The 17,079-nt window shown below is 61.5% G+C and carries 16 protein-coding genes and 1 tRNA gene; 12 read left to right on the top strand and 5 right to left on the bottom strand.

The genetic code is table 11. The features are described 5' to 3' along the window. The first annotated feature begins 174 nt into the window (after positions 1 to 174). The 4 genes from MF410_RS14970 (at position 175) to MF410_RS14955 (ending at position 2,775) form a co-directional block, all read left to right on the top strand. Complete coding sequence (locus tag MF410_RS14970; RefSeq protein WP_239619843.1) at positions 175 to 582, top strand: hypothetical protein; 408 nt, start codon at positions 175 to 177, stop codon at positions 580 to 582. After that, the gene (locus MF410_RS14965) at positions 537 to 1,352 is read left to right on the top strand and encodes a hypothetical protein (RefSeq protein WP_239619842.1); all 816 of its coding nucleotides are present in this window, start codon (positions 537 to 539) and stop codon (positions 1,350 to 1,352) included. Before MF410_RS14970 ends, MF410_RS14965 begins: the two co-directional genes overlap by 46 nt. Positions 1,353 to 1,547: 195 nt before the next feature. Next, positions 1,548 to 2,402 (top strand): hypothetical protein, encoded by an 855-nt coding sequence (locus tag MF410_RS14960; protein WP_239619841.1) that lies wholly within the window; start codon positions 1,548 to 1,550, stop codon positions 2,400 to 2,402. Continuing rightward, positions 2,323 to 2,775, top strand: a complete 453-nt coding sequence (locus MF410_RS14955; RefSeq protein ID WP_239619840.1) for a hypothetical protein — start codon at positions 2,323 to 2,325, stop codon at positions 2,773 to 2,775. Before MF410_RS14960 ends, MF410_RS14955 begins: the two co-directional genes overlap by 80 nt. A gap of 154 nt (positions 2,776 to 2,929) precedes the next feature. On the opposite strand, the gene MF410_RS14950 is transcribed toward MF410_RS14955, so the two are convergent. Continuing rightward, the gene (locus MF410_RS14950) at positions 2,930 to 3,208 is read right to left on the bottom strand and encodes a hypothetical protein (protein ID WP_239619839.1); all 279 of its coding nucleotides are present in this window, start codon (positions 3,206 to 3,208) and stop codon (positions 2,930 to 2,932) included. A 20-nt stretch (positions 3,209 to 3,228) separates the two neighbouring features. Beyond that, complete coding sequence (locus tag MF410_RS14945) at positions 3,229 to 3,399, bottom strand: hypothetical protein (RefSeq protein ID WP_239619838.1); 171 nt, start codon at positions 3,397 to 3,399, stop codon at positions 3,229 to 3,231. Between MF410_RS14945 and MF410_RS14940 the strand changes: the two genes are divergently transcribed. The 5 genes from MF410_RS14940 to MF410_RS14920 all read left to right on the top strand — a co-directional run bounded on the left by MF410_RS14940 (position 3,370) and on the right by MF410_RS14920 (position 10,168). After that, positions 3,370 to 5,130 (top strand): ATP-binding protein, encoded by a 1,761-nt coding sequence (locus MF410_RS14940; RefSeq protein ID WP_239619837.1) that lies wholly within the window; start codon positions 3,370 to 3,372, stop codon positions 5,128 to 5,130. The two genes, MF410_RS14945 and MF410_RS14940, sit on opposite strands and share 30 nt — an antisense overlap. Continuing rightward, a complete protein-coding gene (locus MF410_RS14935) occupies positions 5,127 to 5,942 on the top strand; it encodes an ATP-dependent Zn protease (protein WP_239619836.1) in 816 nt (271 codons plus the stop codon). Before MF410_RS14940 ends, MF410_RS14935 begins: the two co-directional genes overlap by 4 nt. Positions 5,943 to 5,969: 27 nt before the next feature. After that, positions 5,970 to 6,755: a DUF429 domain-containing protein gene (locus MF410_RS14930; protein WP_239619835.1), complete on the top strand. Its 786-nt coding sequence runs from the start codon at positions 5,970 to 5,972 to the stop codon at positions 6,753 to 6,755. A 554-nt stretch (positions 6,756 to 7,309) separates the two neighbouring features. Beyond that, positions 7,310 to 7,639 (top strand): hypothetical protein, encoded by a 330-nt coding sequence (locus tag MF410_RS14925; RefSeq protein WP_239619834.1) that lies wholly within the window; start codon positions 7,310 to 7,312, stop codon positions 7,637 to 7,639. A gap of 195 nt (positions 7,640 to 7,834) precedes the next feature. After that, positions 7,835 to 10,168 (top strand): hypothetical protein, encoded by a 2,334-nt coding sequence (locus MF410_RS14920; RefSeq protein ID WP_239619833.1) that lies wholly within the window; start codon positions 7,835 to 7,837, stop codon positions 10,166 to 10,168. A 21-nt stretch (positions 10,169 to 10,189) separates the two neighbouring features. Here MF410_RS14920 and MF410_RS14915 read toward each other — a convergent pair whose 3' ends face one another. Beyond that, positions 10,190 to 12,319, bottom strand: coding sequence for a tyrosine-type recombinase/integrase (locus MF410_RS14915; RefSeq protein WP_239619832.1), 2,130 nt, complete (start codon positions 12,317 to 12,319; stop codon positions 10,190 to 10,192). Between the two features lie 119 nt (positions 12,320 to 12,438). Further along, positions 12,439 to 12,512, bottom strand: a tRNA-Gln gene (locus tag MF410_RS14910). 244 nt (positions 12,513 to 12,756) lie between these two features. Between MF410_RS14910 and MF410_RS14905 the strand changes: the two genes are divergently transcribed. From MF410_RS14905 to MF410_RS14895, 3 genes are read left to right on the top strand one after another with little or no spacing between them, the layout of a single operon-like run. Continuing rightward, entirely contained in the window at positions 12,757 to 14,319 is a 1,563-nt protein-coding gene (locus MF410_RS14905; RefSeq protein ID WP_097623956.1) for a Ppx/GppA phosphatase family protein, read from the top strand. Positions 14,320 to 14,328: 9 nt separating this feature from the next. Continuing rightward, on the top strand, positions 14,329 to 15,048 hold the full coding sequence (locus tag MF410_RS14900) for an RlmE family RNA methyltransferase (protein WP_012556679.1): 720 nt from the start codon (positions 14,329 to 14,331) through the stop codon (positions 15,046 to 15,048). A gap of 55 nt (positions 15,049 to 15,103) precedes the next feature. After that, complete coding sequence (locus MF410_RS14895) at positions 15,104 to 15,487, top strand: VOC family protein (protein ID WP_097623957.1); 384 nt, start codon at positions 15,104 to 15,106, stop codon at positions 15,485 to 15,487. Between the two features lie 55 nt (positions 15,488 to 15,542). Here MF410_RS14895 and MF410_RS14890 read toward each other — a convergent pair whose 3' ends face one another. Beyond that, on the bottom strand, positions 15,543 to 16,964 hold the full coding sequence (locus MF410_RS14890) for a DHA2 family efflux MFS transporter permease subunit (RefSeq protein ID WP_097623958.1): 1,422 nt from the start codon (positions 16,962 to 16,964) through the stop codon (positions 15,543 to 15,545). Between the last annotated feature and the right edge of the window lie 115 nt (positions 16,965 to 17,079).

Genomic DNA, 17,079 nt, shown 5'->3' with positions numbered 1-17,079 from the left:
GCGTTATTATTAAGTAACAATAAGTAAAAAATGACGTAAAGATCTACTTTTTGAAGTTACTCTCTCGGAGACAACCTATCGTAAACATTGTTATTGCCTGCACGCGGTGCGATAATACTTATATCAATCGCGCAAACGCGGTTGGTGCTTTTGCAACCCGCAAGGATCTTTGACATGACGAACAAGACAACAAAACGGGCGCCCGCCCGCTTTGACTACGACGCGCTCGACATCGGTGTGCAGAGCAAGAAGGCGTTGGAAGCGGCAGCCGCTGGCATCCAGGCCCTGGGGCGCCGCTCCACGGACCAGGCCTTCGAGCTAGGCGTCCTGCTGGAGCAGGCTTCCGAGCACGTAGAACCGGGCACTTTCGAAAATGGGTATCGCAGCGATGCGACATCTCTTCGAAAACAGCCCGGAACTACCGGGCTGTTGCTCGAAACCTCGAGGCTTATCGGGGGCGAGCAGTCGAGCTTGCGATCAGCCCGACAGTCCTTTTCCATCTCGCGTCCGCGCCGGAGGAGAAGGTTGAGGCCGCGTTGGCTTTTGCCGAGGAGCATGACGGCATCCGCGTCAGCGAGGTGAAGACTTTGCTTGCGGACGGCTCGGAGACGGCTTCTGACGATGAAGCCGGCGCCGAACTCGCCGACATCGGCGGTCTCGCCGGTTTGCGGGCGCTGATCGACCTCAAGACGAAGAGTGGCGTAGCCGCTTTCGTCGAAAGTGCTGCAGCTCTCGCCGCGGCGGTTGTCAGTGCTCTCGAGAGCAAGGGCAAGCGTCTGCAGAAAACGACACTCATTCCGGTGCTTGAGCCTTTGGCTCGAGTGGCGAAACGCAGCCTGGGCAATGTTTTGCTTCTCGATGCGCCGGGTGACGTCGACGTCCGCAAGCTCCCGGAAAGCGAGCTTTCTGCTGCGAGCCATTGGTACAAGGTCTTCCAGACGTTGGACCATCTCGGCAACAGGGAGTCGTGGCCCGAAGCGAAGGGGCTTGAAACTTGGTTGCGCCAAGACTTACTGCTGCTGCTCGACTGGGCAACGTCCCGGACGAAGAAACCCGAATGGCCGCTTGAAGCCCCAGTCGCTCCGAAGTCCGCAGACGCAGTCATGCGAGGTGGCCTTGAGGCGCTTGGCGGCGTGGTAAGGGTTGAGGCGCCAAGCCTTGATCCGGCCGATGACAATGGCGCTGCCGTCCGGGACTTCCAGCCGCCGGCGTTCCTGGTGCGTCCGGTTTCGACAGGGAAGGCTGACGCTGAGCCCTCCAACGTCGTCTCGATGCTTTCGACTGAAAACCCGTCGGGGCTGAGGAAGCCGGCTTGGCTGAAGCCAAAACCCGCCGAGGTCTCGGCGGAATGAACATAAGAAAGGGGGCTTCGGCCTCCTTTCTCGATTCCATCGCCGTGGTCGGTGTGCGGTTCGCAGGTCGTGTACGAGGTGTTTACCACCAAGCGGCCGGTGGAATTCGCGTGTAGGTCCCTCGTTAACCGCGTTCGGGATCCGTTCTCTTTTTGCCGGGGGGATCCTTGAGATCTGGTTCCGGTCCTGTCAGATATGGGCGGCTCCGAAGTGAACGGAGCAAGCGGCCCAAGGCAGCGCGCCAACGCTACCAAGGGCCTGACCCTCAAGCCTTCTGTTGAAAGGAATCGGGCTTTGACAAACCTACACTCTTCGTCCCCTGCGGGGGAAGTTCTGCGCGCCGCGTCCGCGGCTTCTTCCACCGTCAACCACTCGCCGGCATCGTCTCCGCGCCGGCACTTCGCCGAGCGTCTCGCTGTTCATGGTGAGCCACCGGTGCTGCGGCGTCATCCGTATCTGGTGCGCTACCGCGACATCGAGGCGGACTTCGACGTCTTGATCGACAAGGCAATCGCCGCCATCGCCGAAGGCGAGCCTGTCGAGGACGAGATCCTCGGTCACTACGTCAACGTCGCCTCACTCGTGCGGGCCGTGTCGTTCCGCGAGGGCAAGCTGTTGGAACAGGCCGTCGAGCGGCTTGCCAAGGCCAATCCCGACCTCGTGGTCCTCATGCAGTCGATCAAGTTACCACTGGTGAAGGCGGCGATCGAAGCGATCGCTGGCAATGACTGGCATCATCTTGAGGAAGTACGGCTCGATTGCGATGCGCCCGCCAAGGGCAGCTACACGCCGGACCTGATCCTTGTGAACCGCGCAAAGCGCGCCGCCTTCGTGCTGGACCTGAAACGTTCGCTCGCGTCCTATGGCGATACCAGCCGGCTGGAAGAGCTGAAGCTCAGGATGTTGGCGTCGGCAATGATCCTGCCGGACTGGCTCTACAAGAACTCAGAAGCGGCTTATGGTCGAGACAGTGGGCGTTGCCATCATCGATGGCGCGAGCCGCCCGAGCGACCATGCGGCGGGCGTCTGGGCATTGTCGGAGATCGATGACCTGCTGGAGATCGATGGCGCGGCGGCCTGCATGGCGGAATTGCGTCTGCGTTTCGGGCGCCGCGTGCAGCAGCTTCTGGAGGCCGAGGTGCGACGTGCGCTCGGTATTCCGGATGCGGCAACGCCGCGACTGACATCGGCGGCTGCAAATTCGACATCTTCCCGGCGTCTCGGAATCCTCCGGGCCACCCGCCGCGTCATGATCTGTGACGATCCGGCGTGCTGCGATGAGCATCCGTCCGGATGCCGCTGTGGCGACGACGATCCGTTCGACGACGGTCGGGATGACCCGGAGGCAGAAGATGACGGCGCAGCCTCATGGCCTCCGCAGCACATCCGCGTCGGCTTTGCGCGGCGTCTGCTCGACGCCTGAAGGCGTCCGCCCTTCGCTCTGGCTGAGGTGATGGCTGCGGCGCCGATGCCCGCGGCCCGCCTTTCCCCGTTCCCTTCATGCTCTGAAGACGCCGGTGACCAAGATTGGACCGGCGAGGAGATCTTGCGTGTCCGTAGAAACCGTACCCACCTCATCATCGCCGCTGCCCGAATTTCGCGGTCCTGCCAAAACTGGCACTGCGTTGGCAGGCCGGCGTCGTCGCGTTTGCCAAGATGACCCGGCGCTGGTCGTCGGCCTCGCACTTGCCTTCACCCGACACGGGGCCGGCGACGCCGCAGCCGTTCCGCCGATGCTCCTTGATCGGCTGTGCCACCACGCATGGTCTGGCGATCCAGCCTGCCGCCTGGTTCTCGACTGGCTCAATGGGAGAGCAAGCGCGCGGCAAGATCGGGCTGTCTCTCGCGACCGTCATGCCTCTGCCCAGCACACAGGTCATGCGGAAATTGTTTCCGCTTCCGCGGCGTTCCCGGTGGAGGAGAACTGATGGATCGTCTGTCTTCTTTCCTGCTTCGGCGTCTGCGTCATGTTCAGCGCCGCGAGGGCCGGCGGGTGGCTGTCCGCAACGGTCTGCTCATGATGACCACCGCGATCGTCGAGGGCCATGTCATTGGCCGCTACCTTCCGGCCTTCGATCCCTCCCATCTGACGGGCGAGGCAGAGCGAGACCGGCAGTGGATGCGCGATCGCCTTGCTGCCTTCCTGATCGACGCCCCGCAGGATACGAGCGGTCGACCCGACCTGTTGTCGGCGGCGCCCGTATGGCCGGCGCCGCTCAGACGCCGCCTGCCGGCCAGGAACGGCGCTGACGACGACGCGCTCGCTTATGCTGTCAGGGTTGTCGCCGAGGCTGGTGAGGTGCTTGGCATCAAAACGATGGCGACTGTCCTTTTGCTCGCGGCGGCCATGGAGGAATCCGGCGTCGAATTGCGCGATCTGGTCGCATTCCTTCGGCAACCGGCCGGGGTCTTCGCAGTGCAGGTGACGGTCGAAGGGTTCGAGCGGGCATTGCCGCACCTAGTCGAAGAAACGGCCTTCGTGCCGTTCGGCCCGTATGTCGGCATGGCCGCCGATTTTACCTTCGTCGACGAGCTCTGGAGGTATGTGGAAGGCCAAGCCAAACGTGTCTTCCTGCAGATTCCGGTCGCTCAGACTTATCGCCCGAGCCGTTCGGCCATGCGCGCTCAATTGCTGTGGGCCTTGGCACACGGCTCGCCGGTTCTTGCCGTGGCTGAAACCCATCAAGGCGTTCCGGATCAAGTTGATTTGACGAGCGATGTGCGGTTGACCGGCGGAGGGATCAATATCACATTCCTCGCGGACTTGCTGGAAGCGGTCTATGGTAGCGATGCTGTGTCGCGCCATGACGGCCTGATCGCGGTGATCGATGCGGGCGCCCTGACGCTCGATGATCTCGCAATTGCCGTCCGGCCCGGCCGACCGATCCTGTCCAGCATTGAAGCGCTGGTGGGGCTTGCGATCCATAATCGCGAAGAGCGGGACAACGAGAAGGACAAAGGCGACGCCGCCTCTTCGCGGCGCCTGATTACCCAAAGCCCCAGCGAACGGGCGGCGCAGTCGTCACAAGACCGCAGCGGCAAGGGCGACAGCGCATCGTCGTCGGCAGGCAAACGCAAATCAAAAGATCAGCCGACCGGCGCCGAAGTGATCCAGCCTCTGCCTGAAGATGGTGAGACGCCGGGAGAGGGCCGGCCGCCGCTGCTGGTGGAGACCCTGACCGGCTACGGTGCAGCGAAAGATTGGGCGTTGGGGCTCAAAGCGGATCTGGCTGATTACCTCGCCGGCGACCTGGCCTGGTCCGACATGAGTACCAAGCTTCTTCTGTCCGGACCGCCGGGAACCGGCAAAACGACTTTTGCGCGCGCCATGTGCAACAGCCTTAGGATCCCGCTGGTCGTGACCTCGGTTTCGACCTGGCTGCAGGGTGAATATCTGAACGCCGTACTTGACCGGATGGCGAACACGTTCGCCGAGGCCCGAGCCCAGGCGCCATGCATTCTTTTCATCGACGAGATCGACGGTATCGGAACGCGGGTGTCGGCGTCGCGGCAATATGCCGACTACTGGAATGCGTGCGTCAACAAGCTCCTGGAGCTGCTCGACGGTGCGGTGAAGAGCGAGGGCGTCATCGTTGTTGGTGCCACCAACCGGCCGAACGAAATCGACGAGGCCATCCGCCGGTCGGGAAGGCTGGAAACCCATATCGACATCCCGCGCCCCGATATCCCGGCGCTCGCCGGTATCCTCGCACATCATCTTGGTGCCGATCTCGACGTCGTCGCCAAGTCGGATACGCAAGACGGAGGTCAGCCATGACGAGGTTTAGCCAGAACAGTGGCCCCGCAGACGAGCTGGAGATTGTTCTTGACGATGACGATCAGCGCGACATCGAGGGGCCGGACGCGCACGAGCAGGAAGGGGCAATTCCTCAGGCGCTTCGACGTCTAGCGACGCGGGCGATGGGTCTGACGGGCGCCGACATTGAACGGGTCGTACGAGAGGCAAGGCTGAAGGCGCGCCGTGAACAGCGGCGCCTGACCTATGCAGACATCGAAGCCGGCATTCGCGGCCATCGGCCGCCAATTCCTTACGACGTCCGGTGGCGCTATGCGATCCATGAATCCGGCCATGCCGTCGTCCATCACGCCTTGCGCCTTGGCTCCATCAGGGGTCTCACGATCGATACCAAGGACGGCGGCCACAATGCTGTGACGTTCGCGACTGGCACACCCGATACAGTGGAATGGTATGGGCGGCTGCTTGCCATGCTGATGGCCGGACGTGCAGCGGAACTCATCGTGCTGAAGACCGTATCCGCAGGCTCCGGCGGCGCGGAGCAGAGCGATCTCGCCCGCGCCACGCGGATCGCCCTCGATATGGAACAAGTGCTTGGCTTCGGCGCGCGCTATCCGCTGCTTTATCTCGAACACAAGGATCCGACCGCAATCCTCAGTCGAGACGACGATCTTGCTAAGCGGGTTCACCAGCGTCTGGAGTTTGCCCAGGCCAGGGCCACCGAGGTGATTTTCGAACACCGAGCGGCGTTCGACCGGCTGGTCCGGGCGCTGTTCGACGCCCAGGCGCTCGATGGCGATGCGGTGATGGACATCCTAGCCCCCACCCCCTAGACCCTTTTGGGAACGTGGGAGGTCAGGATGTCTGTGGCTGTCATTGCTCACTGCGACTGGAGTATCGACCGGAAAAAGCGGTGGATGTGCGTGGCCGTGCGACAAGCGACGAAATGGATATTGTCGGCGCCAGAGTCTGTCGGTGAAACGAAGGACCTCATCCCTCGGCTTCGAAGCCGTGCCGAAACGGACGCCGCGCTGCTGATGGGGTTTGATTTCCCGATCGGCCTGCCTGCCGCTTATGGCAAGGCATTGGGTCTCGCCGACTTCCGGTCTGCCTTGCAAGCGTTTGGCGCCGGGCGATTTGAGCGGTGGTTCGACGTCGCGGAACATCGCAACGACATCGCCATCGATCGTCCCTTCTATCCCATGCGGCCAGGCGGTACACAGCGTCGACACCTGTTCGATGCTCTGGGAGCCGGGAGCGGCCGTGAGCTTCTGCGCCGCTGCGAGCGCGCAACGGCGGACCGTGGCGATGCCTGCATGCTGTTTTGGACGCTAGGCGGCAATCAGGTGGGAAAAGCAGCCATCACCGGCTGGCGAGAGATCATTATCCCGAACGTTTCGGAGTTAGCTCTATGGCCTTTCGACGGAAGCCTTGCTGAACTCACCAAGCCCGGAGCAACTGTTGTTGCTGAAACGTATCCAGGAGATGTCTACGGCCAACTTGGCATTCCGCGGCGCCCCGTGTGGAGCAAGCGACAGCAGGCTGGCCGCCGTACTACTGGAGGCCATCTTCTCCGATGGTTGGCCGACCGCCCCACATCGGCGGAGCGGCGCTGGAGGCGGCGATCACCGATGGGTTTGGGATAGACAAGACCGGTGAGGATCAGTTCGATGCAGTCGTTGGTCTGTTCGGAATGATCGACGTCGTCGAGCGGCGCCGCACTGAAGGAGTACCAGACGACGACGACGTCGCGACCTGGGAAGGTTGGATATTCGGCCAGCGGCCATGAGGTCAGCGGATCGGCTCCGCGCAAACTGAAACGACGTGATATCAATTGCCGGCAACCTGAAACAAATTGCGCTCATTCGATTCAGACCTATGAGCGAACGATTCCAAAACTTCGAAAGACGTTTCGAAAGTCCCGGCCAACGATTCCAAACCGCAATATTCCGATTCACGGATTTTCGAGGGAGGCTGCGGACGTCGCCACATGCGACCTGCTCGCCGAGCCTCGGTCCGATGGTGTGCCGGTAATTCGTTTCGACGTGCGCTCAACGCGAGTCAAATTGCGCTCATTCGATTCAATGCTCCGGAATTCCGATTCAAAACACAATGATTCCGTTGCCGCGACAAACGGGTTGCGCCGGTCAGCCGGTCCTCTGACCATGGAAGTGCCATCCAGCAAAAAGGGGAGGAAGACATGGCACGACAGACTGACGACGAGCGGAAGGCAAGGCAGAAGAAACGGCAGCAGCGGCTCCGAGACCGGCATCGGGCGGAGCGACGCCCGGATCGCGACGACGTTGCAAGAACCCTCCTGGTCTGGACGATTACCAGCTATCTCGAACAGGGGCGGCCCGAATGGATCGAAGAGCTAGCCGACGCCGTGATCGGACTTCTGGTCGACCAGGGCTTTAATGAGCGAGCGGCGGACGAGGTCTTCGACGATCTCGTTGAACGCTACGCCCGCGATGACCAGCCCTTCCGCCGCAAAGTTCACCTGCGCGCCGACGATGTCCTGGCCGCCTAATTTAACGACTGTTTTTGCAAACGGCGTTCTCATGAGGGGACTTTGTCCCCCCGTTACTTCTTGAAACGCCGTTTGCAGAGGAATCGATTTTTTCAGAATCCGCCGCTTTCATGCCCGGTCAGTTACCGGGGATTAATCGCCATTACATAGCTCGCTTGCCCCGCACCTGCGGGAAACTCAACAACAGCTATGTGAATGGAAATGAACGAATTTTCTGCGAAAACCTTTCAACGCAAGATCGAAGCCTTTTGCCAGCTCCGCCTCTCGCCGGTGCTGAAAGTCGATGAGCTACATCGACTGAGTGATTACCTGTCCTTTCTCATCCAGGCGAGGCGGCCGGCGCCTCGAATTAACGGGAAGACCGACTGGGACGTCGTTGCAGCGGCGTCCGGCATCGATGCCAAGGCACTCGCCGCGAACGCGCGCCGGATCGATCCTGCCCTCGATGCGATCGCTCGATGGATCCGGGATACTCGCCTCGCTCCCGCTGCCGCAAAACCAGAAGTGCGTAAACCCGCGAAGACGTCGAGGGCGAGGGCGGCGGCGCCAGCGGTTAGTCGAGTGGCGCCGCAAGTGCCGGAGCCGCCATCAAAGCCGAAGCCTGCCGGCGTGACGTCGGCGCGCGTCAACGTCGAGTTTCCCGAAGCCCTGTTCAAAGTCTGGGAGGATCCGGCGGACTTCGCGGAGGCACTGCAATTGCATCTTCGGCGCCACGGAGAAACTTACTGGACGCTTTATCGCGGCATCATCGGCACTGACGATCTGACGGACAAGAATACGCTTTTGAGCTGGATCGAAGGCCGCCGTGTGCCGCGCAGCACCGAGAGTTTCCACGTGCTATCCCGCATTGAGCGGCGCTATCGGCTACCGGACGGCTACTTCAAGGCAAAGCTTCCGCACCCGTCTCGATCCGCTTCGGGTTTCAACCTGTCCGGGATCGAACCCTCGGAGCGGCGCCGGATCGCATGGCATCTGCCGGAGGATTTCAACGCTCTGCCGTTTCACAAGCGCGAAGAGATCGTCGACTGGGTTCGGCGGGTTATCATCAGCGGCTCGACCGACTACAGGAAGTTTCAGGCGGCAGCCGCCAAGCAGCGATATGCAATCCGCTTTCCAGGCGTATCCTATGGCGGCCGGGCGCCGCGGGATGGGAAAATCCTTGTTCCCGCTAACTATGAGGAAACGTGGATAGAAGATCCCGACCTGCTGTCTGGTGTCATCGAGGCGCCGCCGGCGTTGGCGATGGAAATGGCCGACCTGGTGCGCTTCAAGACGTCGGCTCTGACGTCGGTCGGATTCCAGCGAAACGGTGTCTGGGGCGAGGAGACGGCGTCTCAGAAGATCGAGCATCTCGGGCTCATGTTCGGCGCCCTTGCCGCGGCCAAGGATGGGGAGGTCAGGGGTAATGGCGTGCCGCTGCGTCAACTGACCTTCGGCCTGTTGCTTTTTCCGGGCGTCTGGGACTGGTACCTGCAATGGCGCGAAACGCGGCGCGGCTTCTACACGGCTTGGGAAGTCGACATGCTGCGGATTGCTCTGGCGATTACCAAGGAAGACACCGGGTGGCTTCGCCAGCATCCTGAACTTCTCGCTCGGGTCCAGCCGATCGCCGGTCTCGTTTCAAAAAATGAAATCGACTATGCTCATGCGGATTGGCATGGTGCCTGCGACGACTTCCACAAGCATGCGGCTCATCGCGTAAAGGAAATCCAGCGGATCGCCCGTGTCCACCGCGATCCCTTCGAGCCGATCATGCCGGTCCTCGAGGCAGCGAGCCCTGTCGGCGAGTACCGCAAGATCACCGAAGAGATCATCCGCCTGATGCCGGATGAACATCGTTATCCGCGGCCTGCCGCCGAAGCCGTTCGCGCGTTTTTGATGCTGAGGCTGGGCTTGCATCTCGGACTGCGGCAGAAAAATCTGCGCCAGCTCATGCTCTGCCCCAAAGGTCATATGCCCCGCTCGGAGCGTGTTCTGGAGAAGATGAAGCGGGGCGAGATCCGCTGGAGTGACAGAGAAGGCGGTTGGGAGGTATTCATCCCGGCGGTCGCGTTCAAAAACGCGCACTCGTCTTTCTTTGGCGACAAGCCGTTTCGTCTCGTGCTGCCTGACCTCCTGGATCTGTACGAATATATAGACGCCTACGTCGAACGACATCGGTCAGTGCTGCTACGCTCCGCCGCCGATCCTGGTACGTTCTTTGTCAAGACCGTCAAGACGACCAGCACGGATGCCGCTTACGACGTTACGACCTTCTACGAGGCCTGGCGTCTGACAATCCAACGTTACGGGATCTACAACCCGTACACAGGGCGAGGCGCAATTAAGGGGCTGTTGCCGCACGGTCCGCACAACGTCCGCGACGTGCTGGCGACCCACATCCTGAAGCAGACCGGCTCTTACGAGCAGGCGAGCTACGCGATCCAGGACACAGCCGATATGGTCGCCAAGCACTACGGGCGCTTCCTCCCACAGGATAAGGCCGCACTTGCCGCCCGTATTCTCAATCAGGTCTGGGAGGCCGCATAACTTTCAACGAGACGTCGGAAATTATTTCCGGCGTCTTGCCTCGTTCTTGGCCTCGCGCGCCCAGGGCGGCGGCAACCGCTTTGCGATCCACGGCAGCAATTTGATCGGCTTCGCCTCGATCTCCGACGTGATGATCGGATACTTGCCGAGGGCGTCGCGCATCAATGGGAGACCGGCGGGGTTCGTATAACGACTGTTGGTTTCGCTTCCATCAGAAAGACGCCCGGAAATATCGTCGATGACCTCCGTAGAAACGCCAGCTTGTTTCAACGTGTCCGCCATACCATGACGGAGCGCGTGGAAAGCGCGCTTCCACATTTTACTTCCTAAAGCCTCCTGCATGATCGGGTTGAAAACGTCGTAGAAACGGTCGCCCGGATCATTCCTTGTCTTGTGGGAAATAAGGTCCGGGAACACGGCTTTGTATCCCAGCGCCTCTAGAGCAACGCAGTAGTCCATGAAGCCCAAACGGATCAACTCATCTGGAAGAGGCAGCACCCGCTCCGACTGCTCGGTCTTGAGGCGCCGAAACTCGTTCGTCCGAAGGACAAGCACCAGGCCGTCGTCATCTTCCTCGATATCGTTTAAGGAAAGACCAGCGAACTCCTTCCTGCGGCCGCCAAGATAGGTGTACATGAGAGGCAGGAAGTAGGCCGCGTCATGGAAGACGTGTGGACCCGGCTTTTTGCGGCCACGATCGTGGTCCAACGACCCGGTGTAGACGGGGCATGAGAAAATCGGTTTGATTTCGTCCGGCGTCGGTTTGTGTTGCTGCTTGCGAACAGAACCGGCCTTGGGCTTTTTCGGTCTCAGTCCCTCGAAGCTCCAATCGTCGAGTTCAAAGCCATGCCCGCGCACATGCTTGAGGAAGTGGTTCAGATTTCCGAAGTGCTTGCGGATGGTCGCGGCGCTCAGGCCGACGGCCGCCTCCTTGCCCTCCGTCTCGGCCTGCTCGCGCAGCCTCTGACCTTCGGCCCGTAGCTCGGGTGCCGACATCGCCCTCATTTTGGCGCTCTGCCCCCAACGTATCGGAATGTTATTGAAGTGCTGGCGCAGCTTGCCGATGTGGTATTGGCTGATCTGACCGGTGTGCTCGATGCCGTATTCTTCAAGCACGCTCTTGAACATGCGAACCAAAGCGCGGGCATCACGTGCGGTGTCGTCGTCCCAGGCGTCCTTCATGTTCTGGGCGAGCTTTTCGCACTCGGCCTCGAAATCCGCGACCTGAATAACGGGCTGCGTCTTCAGACCATCGTCCCTTTCGATAGCAGCGTGTCGCGGTGATGGAGAAAGATCGAGCACGGCGATCGGGAAGGGCTCGGGAGGCTTTGGTGTCGGAGCAACATCGACCGGAATCGCGATCAGAGGCGCCGGTGGCATGACGACCTCCGTTGCCTGTTCGTAGGCAACAGGCTGCGGCTCTGGCCTTGACCCACCAGTGAGTTCACTGAGATTTCGGTCTGCGAGTGAATGCCTTTCTGCGACGTCGAACAGCGCTTCCGCCCGGCCACTAAAATAGGCCTTCATCGCCTTTTCGTGGTTGAGGGGATTTTGGCTGATATCGAACTGATGCATCAGCATCCGAATTCCATCCTGGAAGCCACGGGTGTTCGCCTCATGAAGCAGTTCGAGATAGTTCGATCTGATCGCAGAGATATGTGAGGCAGGGACCCCGTTTTCGAGCAGGTACTTGGATCCGCTGCAGCCTTCCTCTAGCGTCAGTTTCTGGCGGATGCCAAACATGGCGAGCAGCTTGTATGCCCAGCCATTCTCCAGATCGAGTTCCAGTTCCTCGATGTCAGCCGGACGGCCATAGCGCCTCGCGACGATCGAGACGTCTTCGAGATGCAAGAGCATCACGTCGCGTTCGTGTTCGCAAAGTTTCTGAAGCTGGGCCTTCGACATCGGTTCCTTCGATTTCATCTTCAGCTCGGCCATCAGCGTGTTGAGCTTTCTGCCGATGACTTCAGCCTTTTTATGATCGGAACAATGAAGGCTCAGTGAAAGCCGGCTGCCCGGCTGGCACCGGGCGAAAGAACTGGGAACACGTGCGCGCCAGTAAAAAATGTTGCCGCGGCGAATAAGGTTCTCGACGTCGTGGCGGACCGCCATGGGATAATTGCCCTTGCCTGCCACCGGCGATGTCGCCACGTGTTTTCCGCGTGGGCATCACCTGTGGGCTACAGTTCTGGGCATCAGGACGCCAATAATGCCAAAACGATATCCGGCACGACTGGAAAATCAAGGAATTAAGGGGATTTAGGGAGAATTGGCTGGGGAACCTGGACTCGAACCAAGATTAACGGAGTCAGAGTCCGTCGTTCTACCATTGAACTATTCCCCAGCAGTCGCCGCCGAAGCATGGCTTGGCTGCTGTGCGGCGCTTATAACCAAAAGCGGGCGGATTGCAAATACCCGTTTTGAAAAAATTCGGTGCTGCCGCGAAGCGGTGAAACGATCCCCAAATCCCGCTCACAAAAAAGAATTTGGTGATTTTGGCGGGCGCTGATATTCTTGCCGCAACGCAAAAATCGAACGAGCGCCTGCTGCATACCTCAGGGAGTTGCGCGGCGCGGTGGAAAAACAACGTGGAAGACCCCGAAGGCGGCGCAAAGCCGCAATTTGACGGGGCGTCGGCGGCAGGGCGCAAGGACGGAAAGAAGTCCAGGCGCCGCAAGGGCAAGCGTGGCGGGCAATCCCGCAACGCGGCTCATCCCGCTTCGCATGAGCTTTCCGGCAATGCCGGGCAGTCTGCGCGCCCGATGGAAGATGCGGCCGGAAGTCCGGCCCGCAAGCGAAAGCGTCGCCGCCGTCGCGGCCAAGGCGCTGCGCAGGACGGTTCATCTCATCCTCAAGCGATGGAACAGGCGAGAGCGGCAAGCAATGCTGCCCGGGCCGAAGGCGAGCAGACGCCGAGCCGGCGTAACCGCCGCAAACATCGCGGCAAGCGCGGTCTTCAGGGCCGGCCGCTGACGGCGGCAAAACCTTCCCCGCCGCAGCAGGAGAGCCGCGCCGAAGAGACGGTGCAGCGCGCCGAATCGCGCGAGGCGCAGAACAGCGCAAATGCCGGCCGCAGGGGGCGCCAGGATGGTCATAGCAATTCCGGTTATCCAGGGGATCGCCAGGCCGGCGAACATGCGTGGCCGGACGAACTCTACGCGGCTCTCGATCTCGGCACCAACAATTGCCGTCTCCTGATCGCCCAGCCGACCCGCCCGGGGCAATTCCGGGTGGTCGACGCCTTCTCCCGCATCGTGCGCCTTGGCGAAGGCCTGGCGGCCAGCGGCCGTCTGTCCGACGAGGCGATGGAAAGGGCGATCGAAGCGCTGAGGATCTGCGCCTCCAAGCTCAGAAACCGGGAGATCCGCCGCATGCGGTTGATCGCCACCGAAGCCTGCCGCCAGGCGGTCAATGGTGAGGAATTCCTCGCCCGGGTCGTTGCCGAAACCGGCCTGGCGCTCGAGATCATCGATCGAGAGACCGAAGCGCGGCTCGCCGTCTCCGGCTGCTCCTCGCTGGTCGGGCGTGAAACCCGCTCCGTCGTGCTCTTCGATATTGGCGGCGGCTCGTCGGAGATCGCCGTCATTCGCATCGGCGACAATCGCTACAGCCGGCTGGCCAATCACATCACCCACTGGACATCGCTGCCGGTCGGCGTCGTGACGCTGTCGGAGCGTCATGGCGGGCGCGACGTCACGCCGGAAGCTTTCGAAGGCATGGTGCGCGAAGTTGGCGGCATGCTCGAAGGCTTCGATTGCCCGGAGATCGAGGTCGCCCAGACCGGCGATTTCCATCTGATCGGCACATCGGGCACGGTGACGACGCTTGCCGGCGTCCATCTCGACCTGCCGCGTTATGACCGGCGCAAGGTCGACGGCATTTGGCTGTCCGACGACGAGGTCTCCGCTATGCAGGCAAAGCTGCTCTCCTGGAATTTCGAAAGCCGTGCCGCCAATCCCTGCATCGGGCCGGATCGGGCCGATCTGGTACTCGCCGGCTGCGCCATCCTCGAGGCGATCCGCCGCCGCTGGCCGAGCCCGCGCATGCGGGTCGCCGATCGCGGCTTGAGGGAAGGCCTGCTCACCGACATGATGGCCGATGACGGCGTGTGGCGACGCAACCGCAACCGCCGCGGCCAGCGTGCTAGATAAGGAGAACGCATGACCAAGGCACCGATCGCGGGAAACCGCACCGGCCGCAAGCTCGGCCAGCGCGTCAAGAACAAGAAGATGAAGGCATCCTCCCGCCAATGGCTGCAGCGCCACATCAACGATCCCTATGTGCAGCGCGCCCAGCTGGAGGGCTATCGCGCCCGCGCCGCCTTCAAGCTCTTGGAGATCGACGAGAAGCACCATATCCTGCGCGGCGCCAAGCGCATCATCGATCTGGGTGCGGCACCCGGCAGCTGGTCGCAGATCGCCGCCAAGGTCACCGGCTCGACGGACGAGGATATCCGTGTGGCCGCGATCGATTTTCTCGAAATGGCACAGCTGCCCGGCGTCAAGATCCTGCAGCTCGATTTCCTCGATCCCACTGCGCCGGAAAAGCTGCTGGAAGCCGTCGGCGGCACGCCCGATCTCGTCATCTCCGACATGGCAGCACCGACCACCGGCCACCACCGCACCGACCATTTGCGCACCATGCATCTCTGCGAAGTCGCGGCGCAATTTGCCGTCGAGGTATTGGGGGAGGGCGGACATTTCCTCACCAAGACCTTCCAGGGCGGTACCGAGCGTGAGCTGCTCGCTATGCTGAAGCAGAACTTCCGCCAGGTCGTTCATGTCAAGCCGAATGCCTCACGCGCCGAATCGGTCGAGATGTTTTTGCTGGCCAAGGGCTTCAAGGGGCGCAAGGTCGAAGGCGACGCTGAGAAAGCTTGATCTTCAGCCGGTCCGGACCGATGATGACGGTCTCAAGAGTTGAACTGCTGATCCCATGCTTCTGTACATCACGCTCGGAACCAACGACCTTTATCGCGCAGGACAGTTTTATGATGCCGTGCTGCCGCTGCTCGGCTATCGCCGCCAGCACTATTCGGAAGAGGAAATCGGCTATTCCGCCGACAGCGATACGCGCTGCCGCTTCTGGGTGGTGACGCCCTTCAATCGCCGCCGGGCGACATCAGGCAACGGCGCCATGGTCGCGCTCGCGGCGGAAACCCGGGCGTCCGTCGATGCTTTCCATGCGGCTGCGATTGCGGCAGGCGGCGTCGATGAAGGCGGGCCGGGCCTTCGCCCCTACCACGCCCATTTCTATGCCGCTTATGTGCGCGATCTCGACGGCAACAAGCTCTCTGCCGTTTGCGAAAATCCGGAATAATACGACAGCGCCGCGTGTCCTTTTGAGGCGCAAGGGACGTTGTAGCACCTTGAACCTATTTGACCGGCTGCTCGGCTTCAACAGTCGATACTGTCACCACCTTGGAGCGGTGGCCGGAAACCAGTGCGCCGGCATTGCGGTCCATTCTGACGAAGGGAATGGTGGCGATGACGGTCAATCCGGCGATGATATAGAAGGCAAGGTGGAAATCGGCGACCTGCAACGCTTCTCCCCTGATATAGATCGAGCTTTCCAGGATCGCGGCGGCAACCGCGACACCGAGTGCCAGGCTGACCTGCTGCATCACCGAACTCATCGATGTCGCCTGGCTGGCTTCGGCATCGTCGATATCGGCGAAGGCAAGCGCATTCACGCCGGTGAACATGAAGGAGCGCGAGAAGCCGCCGATGAGCAGCACGCCGATGATGACCAGATGCGGCGTTGCCGGCGTGAACAGGCCGGTGACGATGGTCACGAGGGTCGTCACCATCGCGGCGCAAAGCAGCGTCGTGCGGAAGCCGGCAGCGGCGAAGACGCGCTTTGCCATGAACTTGGTGGTGATCGCCCCGATAGCGCCGGCAAAGGTGATCAGGCCGGATTGGAATGGCGTCAGCCCGAAGCCCAGCTGCAGCATCAGCGGCGTCAGGAAGGGCATGGCGCCGACGCAGATGCGAAAGAGCGTGCCGCCGAGGGTCGAGGCCCGGAAGGTCGGGTTCTTGAACAGGTCGAGGTTGAGAATCGGCGCCGGGTGGCGTCTGGCATGGCTAATATAGAGGAAGCCGCAGATGAGGCCGATCGCGGTGGCGGTGACGCCGATGATCGGCGGCAGGGCCGGCAGGCTCACCACCGACAGGCCGAAGACGACGCCCGCGGCCGAAAGCGAGGTGAGCATGAAACCGGTGAAATCAAGCTTCGGCGGCGCCGTCGCCTCGACCTCCGGCAGGAAGATCGTCGCCAGCCAGATGCCGATGATGCCGACCGGCACGTTGATCAGGAAGATCCAGTGCCAGCTGAAATAGGTGGTGATAAAGCCGCCGAGCGGCGGACCGGTGAGCGGGCCGACCAGCGCCGGGATGGTGAGCAGCGCCATGGCCGAGACCAGATCACTGCGCTTCGTCGTGCGCACCAGCACCAGACGGCCGACCGGCGTCATCATCGCTCCGCCCATGCCCTGTAGGAAGCGGGCGAACACGAATTCGACGAGGTTGGACGAGATGGCGCAGAAGATCGAGCCGATGACGAAGACCGAGATGGCAAGGCGGAAGATCTTCTTGGCGCCGAACCTGTCGGCCATCCAGCCGCTGACCGGGATGAACACCGCCAGCGCCACCATATAGGAGGTCAGCGCCAGTTTCAGCGTGATCGGCCCGACATTGAGATCCGCTGCGATCGCCGGCAGCGCGGTTGCTATGACGGTGGAGTCCATCTGCTCCATGAAAAGAGCGACGGCGAGGATCAGCGGCACGATGCGGTTCATAGTCGGGAGGCCTTGGTGGGCTGCAGATGGGAGCTGGGAAGGCCCGTGCTGTTTAGTCCCACATCAGGAGCCTGCCAATCCCCCAATCCGCCTCGGCGACACGTTTGCTTCACGT

This window comes from Rhizobium sp. C104 (genome assembly GCF_022354505.1).
Taxonomy (GTDB): domain Bacteria; phylum Pseudomonadota; class Alphaproteobacteria; order Rhizobiales; family Rhizobiaceae; genus Rhizobium; species Rhizobium redzepovicii.
This window is presented reverse-complemented; position numbering and strand designations above follow the sequence as displayed.

What these genes read in the sequence shown, in the direction of transcription:
- MF410_RS14950 (WP_239619839.1), bottom strand. Translation starts at nt 3,208, where the DNA reads ATGACGGTCGCGAGAGACAGCCCGATCTTGCCGCGCGCTTGCTCTCCC.
- MF410_RS14895 (WP_097623957.1), top strand. Translation starts at nt 15,104, where the DNA reads ATGCTTCTGTACATCACGCTCGGAACCAACGACCTTTATCGCGCAGGA.
- MF410_RS14970 (WP_239619843.1), top strand. Translation starts at nt 175, where the DNA reads ATGACGAACAAGACAACAAAACGGGCGCCCGCCCGCTTTGACTACGAC.
- MF410_RS14890 (WP_097623958.1), bottom strand. Translation starts at nt 16,964, where the DNA reads ATGAACCGCATCGTGCCGCTGATCCTCGCCGTCGCTCTTTTCATGGAG.
- MF410_RS14960 (WP_239619841.1), top strand. Translation starts at nt 1,548, where the DNA reads ATGGGCGGCTCCGAAGTGAACGGAGCAAGCGGCCCAAGGCAGCGCGCC.
- MF410_RS14900 (WP_012556679.1), top strand. Translation starts at nt 14,329, where the DNA reads ATGACCAAGGCACCGATCGCGGGAAACCGCACCGGCCGCAAGCTCGGC.
- MF410_RS14945 (WP_239619838.1), bottom strand. Translation starts at nt 3,399, where the DNA reads ATGGCCCTCGACGATCGCGGTGGTCATCATGAGCAGACCGTTGCGGAC.
- MF410_RS14930 (WP_239619835.1), top strand. Translation starts at nt 5,970, where the DNA reads ATGTCTGTGGCTGTCATTGCTCACTGCGACTGGAGTATCGACCGGAAA.
- MF410_RS14925 (WP_239619834.1), top strand. Translation starts at nt 7,310, where the DNA reads ATGGCACGACAGACTGACGACGAGCGGAAGGCAAGGCAGAAGAAACGG.
- MF410_RS14940 (WP_239619837.1), top strand. Translation starts at nt 3,370, where the DNA reads ATGATGACCACCGCGATCGTCGAGGGCCATGTCATTGGCCGCTACCTT.
- MF410_RS14935 (WP_239619836.1), top strand. Translation starts at nt 5,127, where the DNA reads ATGACGAGGTTTAGCCAGAACAGTGGCCCCGCAGACGAGCTGGAGATT.
- MF410_RS14920 (WP_239619833.1), top strand. Translation starts at nt 7,835, where the DNA reads ATGGAAATGAACGAATTTTCTGCGAAAACCTTTCAACGCAAGATCGAA.